Source organism: Caulobacter sp. SRI_008 (genome assembly GCF_057586355.1).
The window spans coordinates 143,673-158,191 of record NZ_JBYCZS010000014.1; the positions used below are offsets into that span (position 1 = coordinate 143,673).

Consider the following 14,519-nt stretch of genomic DNA (forward strand, 5'->3'; position numbering starts at 1 on the left):
GGTTGCGAGGCGTCGGAAGCGGCCCTTCCTTCCGTCGTCATCCCGGCCGAAGCGCAGCGTAGAGCCGGGACCCAGGGGGACTGGGCTCGGCGCTCAGGTTCGCCGCCCGCCCGCTCGCCGCGTCATTGCGCTTGGCCCCTGGGTCCCGGATAGCCTCTTCGAGGCTTCCGGGATGACGAGGAGAGGATGGCCCTAACCCCGCACGAACAGGTTCCGGATCCACTGCGAGCCGGCCTTGGCCGCCTGGCCCCAGTCCTCGTCGTCCTCGACCGCGTCTTGAGCATAACCCCAAGGGTTGAACACCTTCAGCCGGGCGACCTTGAAGGCGGCGACGTCGCGGGTGACCAGGGTCAGGCCGTGCTCCAGGGCGGTGGCGGCCAGCAGGGCGTCGCGCGGGTCGGCCAGGGGCACGCGCGAGCGGGTCCGCGCCACGGCGGCGTCGACGGGCAGGATGCGTCCCTCGAAGGCTGGCCCCACCTGCTCGTCCAGCCAGGTCCGCAGGGCCTTGCCGGCGATCTTGTCGCGCCGCTCGGCCTGGGCGACCTCGGCCTCCAGCTCCAGCAGGGTGATCGCCGAGATGAACAGGCCCGAGCGCGCCACGCCCGCGGCCCAGCGCGCCAGGCCCGGATCGGTGCGCCCGGCCCTGGCCCCGCGCAGTTCCAGCACGATCTCGGTGTCGAGCAGGTGCATCAGCCGCGTCCCGGTTTCGCGGGCGGCCGGCCCCAGGCGGCCGACGACCTGGCGGGCTTGGCCTCGCCCCCTGGCGACTTGGGCGTCACGGGCTCGTCCATGGCCAGCAGGTCGACGATGGTCTCGGCCTGGCCGGCCAGCTTGCGATAGGCCTCGACGCTCATCAGCACGTGGGTGGCCCGGCCCCGGTCGGTGACGAACACCGGCTCGATTCTCGCCGCGCGCTTGGCCGCGCTGACATCCTGATTGAGCTCGCGGCTGGTGACGACCTTCATGGCTTCAACCTGGAATGACAGGGCTGTCGTATAGGTACGTACCTACATAGTGGCGTTCGGGCAACGGATAATTCGCCAGCGAAAACAATCGAAAGCCGCGCGGCCGCGATCAACCTCCGACGCATTGCGCATTGGTCAGATCTCTGCGCGGCATGGGGCCCAAGGCAGAGGCGAAAAACCGGCTTGCCGCAAAGAACGATCCTAGGGGGAACGAACCGGTGTCAGACCTACTCGCGCAGACCATCGCCACGGCGACGGACCTGCTCAACGCCCACGGCCCGGCCACCAAGGCCGCCGCCAAGAGCTTCACGCCCACCGATTTCAGCGTGCACTTCTTCCTGCAGCTGGCCGTCATCGTGCTGGCCTGCCGCGTCGTCGGCTGGCTGGGCCAGAAGCTGCTCAAGCAGCCCCAGGTGGTCGGCGAGATGATCGCCGGCGTGGTGCTTGGCCCGTCGCTGCTGGGCCTGCTGTTCCCCGACTTCCAGCTGGCCCTGTTCCCCAAGGAGACCAAGAACGTCCTGTACGTCGGCGCCCAGCTGGGCGTGGGCCTCTACATGTTCATGGTCGGCACCAGCTTCCAGGCCGGCCACTTCAAGGCCAAGGCCAAGAGCGCGATGAGCGTGTCGTTCGCCGGCATCGCCGCGCCGTTCCTGATCGCCGCCGCCATCACCCCGTTCCTGCTGAAGGTTCCCGGCCTCTTCGCCCCGACCATCGGCCAGGGGCCGGCCACCCTGTTCATGGGCGCCTGCATCGCCCTGACCGCCTTCCCGATGCTGGCCCGAATCATCAACGAGCGGGGCCTGGCCAACACCTCGCTGGGCACCCTGTCGCTGACCGCCGGCGCCTTCGACGACGCCGTCTCCTGGTGCGTGCTGGCGGTGGTGCTGGCCACCTTCGGCGGCGGCCCGGGCGTGGCCCTGCTGGCCATCGGCGGCGGCCTGGCCTGGGTGGCCTTCGTCGTCCTGCTGGGTCCGAAGATCCTGGCCCCGCTGGGCCGCATCGTCGAGCGCGAGGGCGAGATGAGCACGGGCGTCCTGGCCCTGGTCATCCTGGCCTTCTGCATCTCGGCCTTCCTGATGGACGCCGTCGGCATCCACGCCATCTTCGGCGGCTTCATCCTCGGCGTCGTCATGCCGCGCGGCAAGCTGGTCGAGGAGCTGAAGAAGAAGGTCGAGCCGCTGGCCGTCGTGCTGCTGCTGCCGATGTTCTTCACCTATTCGGGCCTCAACACCCGGATGGACATGGTCAACTCGCCGACCCTGCTGCTGATCGCCCTGGGCATCCTGGCCGCCTCGATCCTGGCCAAGTGGGGCGCCTGCTACGTCGCCGCCCGCGCCACCGGCGAGAACCACGCCACGGCCATGGGCATCGGCGCCCTGATGAACTCGCGCGGCCTGATGGAGCTGATCATCATCAACATCGGCCTGCAGAAGGGCATCATCGGTCCGACCCTGTTCTCGATGCTGGTGCTGATGGCGATCGTCACCACGGTGATGGCCAGCCCGCTGTTCGAGGTCGTCTACGGCAAGAAGGCCCGCGAAAGCGGCGAGCTGGACGCCGTCGACGCCCGGGTGCCGAACGCGGCCTAGCCTTCCTGACCCTCTCTCTGTGAGAGAGGGAGGGGCCCGCGCCGCAAGGCGTGGGAGGGTGAGAGGTAACAAAGCCGGCCGGTCGGCGCGAGGCTAAACACACCTGCCTCCCTAGGCCTTGTGCCTAGGGCCCAGGGTTCCGCCGCCGAGATCTCGGGCCGTTCGCGGCCACGCTGGCGGCGCCCAGGCCGGGATCGCCGAACCTGGCCCGGCCATGGGTCCTCGCCACAGGGGCGAGGAAGGCGGATTTGAAGACAAGGGCCGTCTCGAAAGGGGCGGCCCTTTTTCGTGGGTAGGACGGCCAGCGGTGAACCCTCTCACCCTCCCACCGCTGCGCGGCGGGCCCCTCCCTCTCTCCATGAGAGAGGGAAAGTTACGCCGGCTCGAGCGGCCGGTCGAAACCGAAGCGGTTGATCTGCGAGATCAGGTCGCGGTGGCTGGGCAGGTCGTGGGTGGCGCGTTCGCCGAAGGCGCGGATGCGGGCGAACTGGCGGGCGGCCGACTGCACGTCGGGGAACTCGCCCCGGCCCGGCGACAGGTCGGTTTTGAAGCCCATGCCGTAGAGAATGTACTGGTAGTTGAAGAAGGCGAAGGTCTCGAGATCGAGGATGAAGTCGTAGCGGCTGGGCGGGCGGTGACGCCACTGCTCCAGCAGCTCGGCCAGCCGCTCGGGGATCGAGGCGGGGTCGGCGTTGTCGCGCCAGAACGGCTCGGTGCGCCGGCTCAGGCAATAGTGCAGCTTCAGGAAGGCGATGATGTTGTCGTAGCGGGCGGTCATCAGCTGGTTGAAGCGCCGGGCCGGGGCGTCGATCGGGCCGTTGTGCGGGAAAAGCTCGGCGATGATCGCCACCGCCGCCTCGATCAGCACCACGCCGGTCGATTCCAGCGGCTCCAGGAAGCCCGCCGACAGGCCCACGGCCACGCAGTTTTTCACCCACTGCCGCTCGCGATAGCCGGCCTCGAAGCTGATCGCCTTGGGGGTGATCTCGACGTCGCCGCCGATGTGGGCGCGCAGGATCGCCTCGGCGCGAGCATCGTCCATGTGGTCGCTGGAATAGACGCAGCCGACGCCGCGCGCGCCGGCCAGGCCGATGTCCCAGATCCAGCCGGCCTCGTGGGCCGTGGCGACGGTGAAGCTCTGGATCGGCGCGTCGGGCCGATCGTAGGCAACCCGGCAGGCCAGGGCGCGGTCGGTGAACAGCACCGGCCGGGTCGACTTGAACGGCGCCTTCAGGGCCTGGCCGATCAGCTCGGCCCGAAAGCCCGTGCAGTCGATATAGAGGTCGGCCTCCAGCCGGCCGTGCTCGGCGCAGGTGATGTGGTCGATGGCCCCGTCAGCGTCCAGCGCGACGTCGGTCAGCAGCCCCTCCAGCCGTTCCACGCCCAGCTCCCGGGCCCGGTCGGCCAGCACCTGGGCCAGCTTGGCGGCGTCGAAGTGGTAGGCGTAGTTCAGCGGCCCGGCGAAATTGCCCTCGTGCGGCCGCTTGGGCGCGCGCTGGGCGCCGGCCACCCGCGCCTGGATGGTCATGGCCTCGGCGAACGGCGGCCGCGTCGCCTCGTCCTGCAACAGCCAGTAGGGGGCCAGACTGGCCCCGTCGGCCGAAAACGGCGCCTCGAACGGGTGGAAATACTGGTGGCGTCGGCCGTCTTCCGGCGCGTGCCCCCAGTCGACGAAGCGGATGCCCTGCTTGAAGGTGGCCGAGGTCTCGCGGATGAACCGCGTCTCGTCGATCCCTAAGAACTGCAAGGTCGTGCGGATGGTGGGGAAGGTCGCCTCGCCCACGCCGATGATGCCGATGTCGGGCGACTCCAGCACCGTGATGCGCAGATGGTCCTGCTCGGCGATGCGCAGGCTCTTGGCCAGATAGGCGGCCGTCAGCCACCCGGCCGTCCCGCCGCCCACGATGAGGATGCTGCGCCCACGCTCCATGGGTCCGTGCATAGCGCGTTTGCGCGGCAGGGGCATCCGTTTCGGGGGAGGGGGCAGAGCTTGGCCCTTCGCCATTTAGATCCGAGTATCCCCGCGAAGGCGGGGACCCAAGCTGACTTTCGGGGTGTGGCGAGGCCGTGGATCACCCGCCGCCTCGGCTTGGATCCCCGCCTTCGCGGGGATGCTCGGAGTTTGGGGGGGGGGGGCGTAGGAGAAGGGTCCTGCTACCCCAACCGCAGCAACGCCGCCCCGTGCGGAGCCACCACCCGCTCCACCCGGCCCGACACGCGGCCCAGGTCCTCGCCGCTCCACAGATCCCGCGCGGTCACGGCCCCCGAAAGCCCCAGGTCCCGCAGCGGCAGGCCCACGGCCTTCGGCTTCTCGGTGGTGTTGAACAGCGCCAGGTAGCGGGCGTTCTGCGCCCCCTCCGGCCGCGCCGACCAGATCCGCATGCCGTCGGCGATGAAGTGCGGCTGGTTGCCGGTGCTGGCCTGGTTCACCGCCAGCACGGCGCGGTTCGTCAGCAGGCTGAGCGTCGGCGCATCCAGGTGGCGCAGGTCGCCGCCCATGATCAGGGGCGAGCGGGCGATGGCCCACAGGGTCATCAGGGTGCGCTGCTCGTCGGGCGTGAACTTGGTGTCGCGCTTGCCGAGCGCCAGCCGCCCCAGCGGCAGCATGTCGGCGTCGGGCCAGCCGCCGACGACGCGGTGCTCGTTCCAGTTCTCCAGCCGGGTGAACTGGGCCTCCAGCATGGACCACTCGTCCCAGAAGTCGTCCGAGATCCGCCACATCTGGGCGTAGCGGCGCACGTGGCCGGCCCGCGCCACCGGCGTCTCGCCCGGCGACAGCGACAGCACGATCGGCCGCCCGGTGGCCGCGATCGCCTTGTGCGCCGCCTCGATCTCGGGCGCATGGGCGTCATAGGGTCGGCTCATGTCGTCCATCTTGACGAAGTCGACGCCCCAGTCGGCCAGCAGCCGGAACACGCTGTCGTAATAGGCCTGGGCGCCGGGCTTGCTCATGTCGACGCCGTACATGTCCGGGTTCCAGGTGCAGATGCTGGAGGTGTCGGCGATGTCGGCGGCGCGGACCTTGGTCCCCAGGATCGGCAGGTTGGCCTTCACCGCCGCGCGGGGAATGCCGCGCATCAGGTGCACACCGAACTTCAGGCCCAGGGCGTGGACCTGGTCGGCCAGGGCCTTGAAGCCCTTGCCCCCGGCGCTGGACGGAAAGCGGTTGGGCGCGGGGATCAGCCGCCCGAAGCCGTCCATCGCCGGCTGGGGATTGCGGTTGTACTCGTAGCTGGCCGCCTCGGGCTCGTACCACTGGATGTCGACCGTGAAGACGTCGTAGCCGAACGGCAGCAGCTTGGCCGCCATGATCCTGGCCGTCTCCAGCGACTGGGCTTCGGTGATCGTCGTGGCGAAGCTGTTCCAGCTGTTCCAGCCCATGGGCGGCCGCGGCGCGAGCAGGGCGGGCGCCTTCTTGGGCTTGGCGGCCGGCTTGGTCGCGGCGGCCGAAGCGGTGGTCGAGGCCGCGCCGGCCATAAGTCCGGCGGCCAGCAGGCCGCGCCGGTGCATGTCCAGGGTCACTCGCATCCTCCCGTGTTTTTGCTCTTGTCAGACAATATGGCGGGTCTGGCAAGCGGGTGGAGCGGGATCGCACCCCAACCCGTAAAATCCCCGCGAAAGCGGGGGACCCAGGCTTTTTCCGCCACCCGCCGCGCTCGAAGATAAAACACCTGGGTCCCCGCTTTCGCGGGGATTTTACGGAAGGAGGGAGGGCCGCCGACTTGAGCCCCGCCACCCATCATGCTCTCTTGCCCACAATAGTCAGACAAATGCCCCAGGGAAGAACGCCATGGATCCGCACAAGCCGAGCCGCCGCGCCTTCCTGCTGGCCACCAGCGCCCTGGCGTTCGCCGCGACCGCCGCCGCCGCCAAGCCGGTCGAGCAAAGCCCCCGGATCGTCGCCACCCCCGTGCCGGCCCGGCACATCGTCCTGAAGGCCTCGTATCACCAGCGCGCCGCCGACGCGAACCGCGCCTACCTCCTGTCGCTGTCGCCCGACCGGCTGCTACACAACTTCCACCAGGGCGCGGGCCTGCCGGTGAAGGCCCCGGTCTATGGCGGCTGGGAGGCCCAGAGCATCGCCGGCCACACCCTGGGCCACTGGCTGACCGCGTGCTCGCTGCAGGTGGCCCACACCGGCGATCCGCAGCTGCGCGAGCGCCTGGCCTACACCGTTTCCGAACTGGCCCGCGTGCAGGCCGCCCACGGCGACGGCTATGTCGGCGGAACCACCCGCTGGGGCCAGTCCGACGCGGCGGCCGGCAAGCAGGTGTTCGAGGAACTGCGCCGGGGCGACATCCGGTCCTCGCGCTTCAGCCTCAACGACGGCTGGGTGCCGGTCTACACTTGGCACAAGGTGCATGCCGGCCTGCTCGACGCCCACCGCCTGGCCGCCACGCCGGGCGCCCTCGACGTCGCCACGGGCCTGGCCGGCTATTTCGCCACGATCATCGAGGGCCTGAGCGACGAGCAGGTGCAGAAGATCCTGGTTGCCGAGCACGGCGGCCTCAACGAGGCCTATGCCGAGACCTACGCCCTGACCGGCGACGCGCGCTGGCTGAAGGTCGCCCGCCGCCTGCGCCACAAGGCCGTGCTCGACCCGATCGCCGCCCAGCGCGACGAGCTGGCCGGCCTGCACGCCAACACCCAGATCCCCAAGGTCATCGGCCTGGCGCGTCTCTACGAGGTCGGCGGCGATCCGGCCGAGGCGACGGCGGCGCGGTTCTTCCACACGGCCGTCACCCGCGACCACAGCTATGTCATCGGCGGCAATTCCGACCGCGAGCACTTCGGCAAGCCGCGCCAGATCGCCCGCCACATGGCCGAGACCACCTGCGAGGCCTGCAACAGCTACAACATGCTGAAGCTGACCCGGCATCTGTGGAGCTGGAAGCCCGACGGCGCCCTATTCGACTATTACGAACGCACCCAGCTCAACCACATCCTGGCCCACCAGAACCCGGCCGACGGCCGCTTCGTCTATTTCATGCCGATGGCCGCCGGCGGCCGGCGCAGCTACTCCACCTATGAGGACAGCTTCTGGTGCTGCGTCGGCAGCGGCATGGAAAGCCACGCCAAGCACGCCGACAGCATCTGGTGGCGGTCTAGCGATCAGGGGGGCGATCAGGGGCGCGACACCCTGTGGCTGAACCTCTTCATCGCCTCGAAGCTCGACCTGGGCGAGGGCGACTTCGCCATCGATCTGGACACCCAGTATCCGAGGCAGGATCAGGTGCTGCTGACCATCGTCCGCGCCCCCAAGGGCGAGGGACAGGGCGAGCGCGAGATCGCCGTGCGCCTGCCGGCCTGGTGCGCCAAGCCGGTCGTATCGGTGAACGGCAAGCCCGCTGGACGGGCCGGCCGCGACGGCTACGCCCGCCTGTCGCGCCGCTGGAAGGCCGGCGACCGGATCGAGCTTTCCCTGCCGATGACGCTTCGGGCCGAGCCGACGCCGGACGACCCCAACCTCACAGCCTTCGTCTCCGGCCCGCTGGTGCTCGCCGCCGACGTGGGCCTGGCCGACCGGCCGTTCGAGAAGGCCGCGCCGGCCCTGGTCGGCGACGGGCCGCCCGAAACCCTGCTGCGCCAGGTGGGCAAGCTGCCTCACACCTATGCCGGCCGCACCGCCCCAGGCGAGGGGGAGGGCGAGGCCGTGGTGTTCGGCCCGTTCTTCAACCAGTACGCCAACCGCACGGCCGTCTATGCGCCGACCTTCACCAAGGCCCGCTGGGCGGCCGAGGGGCCGGCCTATCTGGCCGCCGAGAAGCAGCGCATCGACACCGTCGCCCGCACCGTCGACGCCGTCTATCTGGGCGAGCAGCAGCCCGAGGTCGACCACGCGGTGAAGGCCGGGGCCGGCGAGATCATCCAGCTCAACGGCCGCAGCGGCCGCCGCATCGCCCCCGGCGGCTGGCTGGAGATGACGCTCAAGCGCCGCTCCGGTCCGCTGACCCTGCAGCTCGTCTACTGGGGCCAGGACATCGGCCAGTCGGCCAAGGTGCTGGCCGACGGCGCCGAGGCCGGCCGCTTCGCGACCCCGACCGACCGCCGCGACGGCTTCTTCACCGCCGACGTCCCGCTGCCGGCGGGCGAGGGGCCGGCGAGGGTGCGGATCGAGGCGGGGGAGAGGCCGGTGACGATCTACGAGGTGAGGGTGCTGGCGGCGGAGGCGGCGGCTACGGCGTAGGGGTCAACTCGCGCCGCCTGCCCCCTAAACCGAGTATCCCCGCGAAGGCGGGGACCCAAGCTGACTTCCAGGATGGGGCGCAGCCGTGGATCATCCGCCGACCCCGCTTGGATCCCCGCCTTCGCGGGGATGCTCGGTGAAAAAGGACGCCCGAGGGCGGTCCCCGTTCCGGCGTTGGCGTGGCCTCCAACACCCGCCCCCCACAACGCGCTAAAGCCCGCGTTAATCCTCTGGCAAGATGGTGCGCGCAACCGACCAACCGGCAGGAGAGCCATGGCTTCGCGACACAACCGCCCCGCTCCCGCCCGGTCCGCCCCCTCCAAGGCCGCGCCCAAGCCCGTCTCGGCCGGCGCCCTGGCCCTGGGCCAGGAGGCCGCGCCCGCCGCCGCCTATGTCGGCTTCAAGGCGGCTCCAGTCGGCGACTCCGCCTCCAAGGAGGCCCTGGCCCGGCTGAAGCAGGCCACCCAGGGGCTGCGCGACCACGCCCAGAGCCGCCTGCTCGACCAGGCCATCCTGGCCGTGCGCCGCCACGACTACGCCAAGGCCGAGCAACTGGCCCAGAAGGCCCTGGCGCAAGACCAGGGGCTGGGCGTGGCCTGGCACGTGCTGGCCGTGGCCCGCGAGAAGCTGGGCGACTTCGCCGCCTCGATGCATTGCTACGAGGCCGCCCTGAAGCTGCTGCCCAACCAGGACGCCGTCGCCGCCGACGTCGGCCGCCTGGCCTATCGCATGGGCATGCCCGACATCGCCGCCAAGCTCTTCCGCCTGCACCTGGCCCACCAGCCGGGCGACGTGGCCGGCCTCAACAACCTGGCCAGCGCCCTGCGCGACCTCAACGCCGAGTCCGAGGCGATCGAGGTGCTGAAACCCGCCATCGGGGCCCATCCCGAGCAGCCGATCCTGTGGAACACCCTGGGCACGGTGATGTGCAGCCTGGGCGACGGCGCCACCGCCCTGACCTTCTTCGACGAGGCCATCCGGCTCGATCCCGCCTTCGCCAAGGCCTATCACAACCGCGCCTACGCCCGGCTCGACCTGGGCGACGCCGAAGGGGCGCTGGCTGACTGCGACCAGGCCATCGGCCACAGCGTCGCCCGCGAGGACGTCGCCACCATCCAGTTCGCCCGCTCGACCATCCTGCTGGCCCTGGGCCGCGTCGCCGAGGGCTGGGCCGCCTACGAGGCGCGCACCTCGCCCGACCTGCCCGACGCCCCGCGCTTCGTGCTGGAAGGCCGCCAGCTGGCCGCCGGCGAGCCCCTGGCCGGCAAGCGCCTGCTGGTCATGGCCGAGCAGGGCCTGGGCGACGAGGTGATGTTCGCCGGCCTGCTGCCCGACGTGCGCGAGGCCCTGGGCCCCGACGGCAAGCTCTCCCTCGTGGTCGAGCGCCGCCTCGTCCCGCTCTTCGCCCGCAGCTTCCCGGGCGCCGACGTCACCCGCCACCGCACCGTCGCCCTCGAAGGCCGCGTCTACCGCACCGCCCCCGAGATCGAGCGCTGGGACCAGTTCGACGCCTGGACGCCGATCGCCTCGCTGCTCCAGACCCTGCGCCCGAGCGCCGACAGCTTCCCCGCCCGCGAGCGCTTCCTGACCCCCGACCCCGACCGCGTCGCCCACTGGCGGGGCGTGCTGGCCGACCGGCCGGGCCTGAAGGTCGGCGTGCTGTGGAAGAGCCTCAAGCTCGACGGCGAGCGCGCCCGCCTGTTCTCGCCCTTCCGCCTGTGGGAGCCGGTGCTGCGCACCCCCGGCGTCAGCTTCGTCAACATCCAGTACGGCGACTGCGACGAGGAGATCCGCATCGCCCGCGAGGAGTTCGGCGTCGATCTGTGGACCCCGCCGGGCATCGACCTGAAGGAAGACCTCGACGACATCGCCGCCCTGACCAGCGCGCTCGACCTGACGGTCGGCTTCTCCAACGCCACCATCAACCTGGCCGGGGCCTGCGGCGCGCCGATCTGGATCGTCACCGCCGCCGCGGCCTGGACCCGCCTGGGCACCGACCGCTACCCCTGGTACCCGCAGGCCCGGGCCTTCGTGACCGAGAACCTCCAGACCTGGGCCGGGGTGATGGACGAGGTGGCGACCGCGCTCGCTGAGAAGGCCCTGGCCGAGAAGGCCGCACGATGATCGCCGCCGTCCTCCAGGCCCGGATGAGCTCCACCCGCCTGCCGGGCAAGGTGCTGGCCGACGTGGTCGGCGCCCCGATGATCCTGCGCCAGATCGAGCGCCTGCGCCGCATCCCATCGCTCGACCGCCTGATCGTCGCCACCTCCGACGACGCCAGCGACGACGTCCTGGCCGAGACGCTGGAGGCCGCCGGGATCGAGGCGTTCCGTGGCCCGCTCGACGACGTCCTGGCCCGCTTCGCCGGCGCCGTGGCGGGCCTGGCCGACGACGACCTCGTCCTGCGCCTGACCGCCGACTGCCCCCTGGCCGACCCCGCGCTGATCGAGCGCCTTCTGGTCCACCACCAGGCCGTCGGCGCCGACTACTCGGCCACCACCCACCCGGCGCGCACCTACCCCATCGGCCTCGACGCCGAACTGACCAGCGCCGGCCTCCTGCGCCTGGCCGCCCGTGAAGCCGTCGACCCCTACGAACGCGAACACGTCACCCCGTTCTTCTACCGCAACCCGCAGCGGTTCGTGCTCGACGGCGTGATGCAGGCGGTCGACGAAAGCGCGGTCCGCTGGACCGTCGACCTGCCCTCCGACCTGGCCTTCGTGCGCGAGGTCTACGGGGCGCTGTATGCGGGCAACCCGACGTTCACGTCGGACGCCGTGCGGGCGCTGGTGTCGGGGCGGGAGGATCTGCGGGCGTTGGGGGATTTGAGGCGGGGGTAGAGTAAGGCGTCTGGTGACTCATGAGGGACGTTGAGAGGGTCCGCTACTTACCGAGAGGATGGGTGGTTAATGAGGGCTCAAAGGTCCACCAAGTCTGCATGGGGACCTGCATAGTTGAGGTCCTGTATGGTGGGATCAGAAGTCATAACTTCTAATTCGAAGCAGCGGATAGGCAGTACTAACACGCGCCACGCTTGCGGAAGCGATGGCGCGTAACTAGTCGTTGGGCCATGTTGGGGGCGGCCAGATGGGGGGACCCGGTCTCTCAATCTCAAACGCGCCTTCTCGAATTGCCCGCCGAATTCTGGTCGTCGAGTGACATGGGCGTCAGGCAAGAAGGTTAGAGGGAATGGTTAAAGCTCGATCCAGGATCAAGGTGGCTAAAAATAATACTGTGAGAGAATCTCATATTAGAGACAGTTTGGCGACATGTTTGGAGAAAATCGAGCTTGGTCTAACGTTCGTAGATAAAGAAGCGAAGATACCCTCTTCGATTGGAACGACTGGATTTTTGGATTTACTCGCCATCGATCGTGGTGGGCGCTATGTCGTTGTCGAAGTGAAGCGGACAGATGCCGCTACGCGCGAAGCAGCGCACGAAATTCTTAAATACATCGAGGGTGTTAAGGCGCATCTTGGCCTTCGAGAGCACGAACTGAGGGTGATTGTCGCTTCTGTTGAGTGGCGCGAATTGATCGTTCCGTTCTCGTCATTTGTGCATCGCACCGACTGCCAAGTTGAGGGCTTCAGGTTGGATGTCGACGATGCGGGATCGGTGCTTTCTGCCCACCTAGTGGAGCCTCTTCCAATCCAATCCGATCGTGTGGTGGCTCCGTGGCACGAACTGCGCTTCTATAAGGACGAGGGCGCGTTGGCGACAGGTGTTGCGGCTCACGAGCGGTGCTGCGCTGCCAAAAACATCTCTTCTTATTTTCTAGTCATTCTCGACGCACCGGCAGGACACTCTGACGGCTACCCATCGATCAAACAGATTACGAACCGCGGCTTAATCGCCGAGATGGCGGCTAAGATGGGGGGGGCTGCGAAGGAGATCCCGGACGATCTGTATAAGTCCGCTATCTACTTCGTTATGCAGCAGCTCACTAGACAGGAGTATGTCGATAGGTTGCCTCCTGACGCGGAGGCTACGGCGGATACGCTGGAGTACATCGCGGAGATGGAGGAGGAAGAAGCCTTGCTGAGTCTGCACGAAGCGGTTCTGGACTTGAACCCTCGGCCCGACAGCTCATTCTTCGAAATTGGCTACCCTGCGAAGTTTCAAAGCAGATTGCTGGAGGAAGAGGGGTGGCGAGTACGAAAGATAATCCGCCACGGTGCGTTTGAACGTAACACCATCCTCGCGGATGAAACGATCCTTGAGGAAATCGCCGGGGCGCAAGGAAACGCTCAGCAGAGCATGAAGCTCGCGTTTCGGCCGAGTCAAAAGGCAGAGGTTGCCGAAGCGAGGCGACGCATTAATGCCTGCTTACGTGACAATGATCCCTGGCGAGCACAAATCAACTTTGTACTGGACGGGCTGGCAAATAGCAGTGAGGAGCGAGAGTGCTACTTGCAGGTTATGAACCCGTCGAGCGCGCTCACGACCGTTTATCTCGTTGCGAGCCGAGATAACGGCCCGATGTATGTGCCGACCTATCAACTTCGAGTTCCATCCGAAGATACCGAAAAAATATATTTCGGAGTTCTTCAGCATAATGGAAGTCGACCGTATTCTTTATCTCATGTCGTTAATGAGTTCTACGAAGGTGATAAATATCGCCTCCTATTTACGCTGCAATGGGGTGGCTATGAAGGGCGTGATGTTAAAATAGTTCGGAAGCTCGGGCTTCGCTATAAGACCTATCAATGTGAAATAGTCGGCGCTGAGCGAGCCTTCATGGAACTCGACAATCATGAGTGGGAGCCGTGTGACCCGATCAATCACCTCGATGCATATTACTCATTTCTCAGAGGCCAAGCAGAGCTCGTGCGTGAGGTGTGCAATTTTTACGCATCTCATTGGGACGGTCGAATGGTGGTTTATAATCGGGAAGATTAGTGCGGTCGCGAATGTGGCATAGTAAATTCGCCAAATATTTTAATTTGTGTTTTCGTTTATCTGCCGGACGCTTGTTACGCAATCGCCATAACAGTAGCGATGCCATTTTCTAAGTGGCTGACTTTGCTGGAGCCGGGGCGTTTCCACTCGGCTCCAGTCCCGGCTGCGCTCCATAGTCCACAACTGGCGCTTCTGTCCTCAAACCCCAAACCCCTTCGCCGCCAGCTTCCCCCGCGCCGTCTCCCGCTCCCCGGCCTCCCAGTCGGCCCGCAGCAGCCCCAGGCCCACCACGTTCAGCGCCACCCCGCCCTTGATCACGTGGGCGCGGTAGAGGGCTTCGCGCTGGAAGCCGAAGGTCATGTGGAGGCGCCAGACGGGTTCGTTGTCTTCGAGGACTTCGCACCAGAGCTTTTCCAGGCCCAGGTCGTTGAAGACGTGCTCGATGACCCAGTATTCGACGAAGCTGCCTACGCCCAGGCCACGCACGGCCGGGTCGGCGAGGTAGTAGGCCCAGGTGCAGCGGCGGTTGCGGGGGTCGATATCGACGACGTTGGCCAGGCCCACGGGCAGGCCGTCCAGCGCGATGATCCAGTAGCGGTGCGAGGGATCCTCGCCGATGCGGGCGAACCAGGCGGCGTGCTCGGCCGGGGTGATGGCGTGGTCGCTGTACATGTAGGGGGCGACGGAGGGCGAGTTGCGCCAAGCTAGCAGCCGGTCGTGATCCTGCGCCGCCACGGGGCGAAGCCTGACGTCGGGCATGTTCGAGCCTCCCCGGATGATCTCACCCCCTCTGGCTAGCGCCGCCCGGGGGTGAGCTCAAGGGTTCAGCATCGCCAGGAACCGCTCGGCCACCCGCGCCGCGCCCCGCCCGTCGCAGAC

The 14,519-nt window shown here is 67.8% G+C and carries 10 protein-coding genes; 5 read left to right on the forward strand and 5 right to left on the reverse strand.

Annotated elements, in window-relative coordinates:
• Positions 1 to 192 precede the first annotated feature (192 nt).
• Both AC2YHT_RS14485 and AC2YHT_RS14490 read right to left on the reverse strand, forming a co-directional pair.
• Positions 193 to 690 carry a PIN domain-containing protein gene (locus AC2YHT_RS14485; protein WP_487290484.1) on the reverse strand — a complete coding sequence of 166 codons (498 nt, stop codon included), beginning with the start codon at positions 688 to 690 and terminating at the stop codon, positions 193 to 195.
• Positions 690 to 965, reverse strand: a complete 276-nt coding sequence (locus tag AC2YHT_RS14490) for a type II toxin-antitoxin system Phd/YefM family antitoxin (protein WP_487290485.1) — start codon at positions 963 to 965, stop codon at positions 690 to 692. Before AC2YHT_RS14490 ends, AC2YHT_RS14485 begins: the two co-directional genes overlap by 1 nt.
• Positions 966 to 1,183: 218 nt before the next feature.
• Here AC2YHT_RS14490 and AC2YHT_RS14495 point away from each other — a divergent pair, with 218 nt between their 5' ends.
• The gene (locus AC2YHT_RS14495) at positions 1,184 to 2,554 is read left to right on the forward strand and encodes a cation:proton antiporter (protein ID WP_487290486.1); all 1,371 of its coding nucleotides are present in this window, start codon (positions 1,184 to 1,186) and stop codon (positions 2,552 to 2,554) included.
• A 373-nt stretch (positions 2,555 to 2,927) separates the two neighbouring features.
• Here the strand turns inward: AC2YHT_RS14495 and AC2YHT_RS14500 are convergent, their stop codons facing one another.
• Both AC2YHT_RS14500 and AC2YHT_RS14505 read right to left on the reverse strand, forming a co-directional pair.
• On the reverse strand, positions 2,928 to 4,496 hold the full coding sequence (locus AC2YHT_RS14500) for a tryptophan halogenase family protein (protein ID WP_487290487.1): 1,569 nt from the start codon (positions 4,494 to 4,496) through the stop codon (positions 2,928 to 2,930).
• A gap of 212 nt (positions 4,497 to 4,708) precedes the next feature.
• Positions 4,709 to 6,082, reverse strand: coding sequence for a glycoside hydrolase family 27 protein (locus AC2YHT_RS14505; protein WP_487290488.1), 1,374 nt, complete (start codon positions 6,080 to 6,082; stop codon positions 4,709 to 4,711).
• 262 nt (positions 6,083 to 6,344) lie between these two features.
• On the opposite strand from AC2YHT_RS14505, the gene AC2YHT_RS14510 reads away from it, so the two are divergent.
• The 4 genes from AC2YHT_RS14510 to AC2YHT_RS14525 all read left to right on the forward strand — a co-directional run bounded on the left by AC2YHT_RS14510 (position 6,345) and on the right by AC2YHT_RS14525 (position 13,640).
• Positions 6,345 to 8,741 carry a beta-L-arabinofuranosidase domain-containing protein gene (locus tag AC2YHT_RS14510; RefSeq protein WP_487290489.1) on the forward strand — a complete coding sequence of 799 codons (2,397 nt, stop codon included), beginning with the start codon at positions 6,345 to 6,347 and terminating at the stop codon, positions 8,739 to 8,741.
• A 273-nt stretch (positions 8,742 to 9,014) separates the two neighbouring features.
• Complete coding sequence (locus AC2YHT_RS14515) at positions 9,015 to 10,865, forward strand: tetratricopeptide repeat protein (protein WP_487290490.1); 1,851 nt, start codon at positions 9,015 to 9,017, stop codon at positions 10,863 to 10,865.
• Positions 10,862 to 11,581 (forward strand): cytidylyltransferase domain-containing protein, encoded by a 720-nt coding sequence (locus AC2YHT_RS14520; protein ID WP_487290491.1) that lies wholly within the window; start codon positions 10,862 to 10,864, stop codon positions 11,579 to 11,581. Before AC2YHT_RS14515 ends, AC2YHT_RS14520 begins: the two co-directional genes overlap by 4 nt.
• Positions 11,582 to 11,930: 349 nt before the next feature.
• Positions 11,931 to 13,640, forward strand: coding sequence for an endonuclease NucS domain-containing protein (locus tag AC2YHT_RS14525; protein ID WP_487290492.1), 1,710 nt, complete (start codon positions 11,931 to 11,933; stop codon positions 13,638 to 13,640).
• A gap of 198 nt (positions 13,641 to 13,838) precedes the next feature.
• On the opposite strand, the gene pseH is transcribed toward AC2YHT_RS14525, so the two are convergent.
• Entirely contained in the window at positions 13,839 to 14,399 is a 561-nt protein-coding gene (pseH, locus tag AC2YHT_RS14530) for a UDP-4-amino-4,6-dideoxy-N-acetyl-beta-L-altrosamine N-acetyltransferase (protein ID WP_487290493.1), read from the reverse strand.
• Positions 14,400 to 14,519: the final 120 nt, after the last annotated feature.

Bases quoted from the DNA above. Each gene is read 5' to 3' on its own strand.
- AC2YHT_RS14485 (WP_487290484.1), bottom strand. From the start codon at position 690: ATGCACCTGCTCGACACCGAGATCGTGCTGGAACTGCGCGGGGCCAGG.
- AC2YHT_RS14490 (WP_487290485.1), bottom strand. From the start codon at position 965: ATGAAGGTCGTCACCAGCCGCGAGCTCAATCAGGATGTCAGCGCGGCC.
- AC2YHT_RS14500 (WP_487290487.1), bottom strand. From the start codon at position 4,496: ATGCACGGACCCATGGAGCGTGGGCGCAGCATCCTCATCGTGGGCGGC.
- AC2YHT_RS14505 (WP_487290488.1), bottom strand. From the start codon at position 6,082: ATGCGAGTGACCCTGGACATGCACCGGCGCGGCCTGCTGGCCGCCGGA.
- AC2YHT_RS14510 (WP_487290489.1), top strand. From the start codon at position 6,345: ATGGATCCGCACAAGCCGAGCCGCCGCGCCTTCCTGCTGGCCACCAGC.
- AC2YHT_RS14515 (WP_487290490.1), top strand. From the start codon at position 9,015: ATGGCTTCGCGACACAACCGCCCCGCTCCCGCCCGGTCCGCCCCCTCC.
- AC2YHT_RS14520 (WP_487290491.1), top strand. From the start codon at position 10,862: ATGATCGCCGCCGTCCTCCAGGCCCGGATGAGCTCCACCCGCCTGCCG.
- AC2YHT_RS14525 (WP_487290492.1), top strand. From the start codon at position 11,931: ATGGTTAAAGCTCGATCCAGGATCAAGGTGGCTAAAAATAATACTGTG.
- pseH (WP_487290493.1), bottom strand. From the start codon at position 14,399: ATGCCCGACGTCAGGCTTCGCCCCGTGGCGGCGCAGGATCACGACCGG.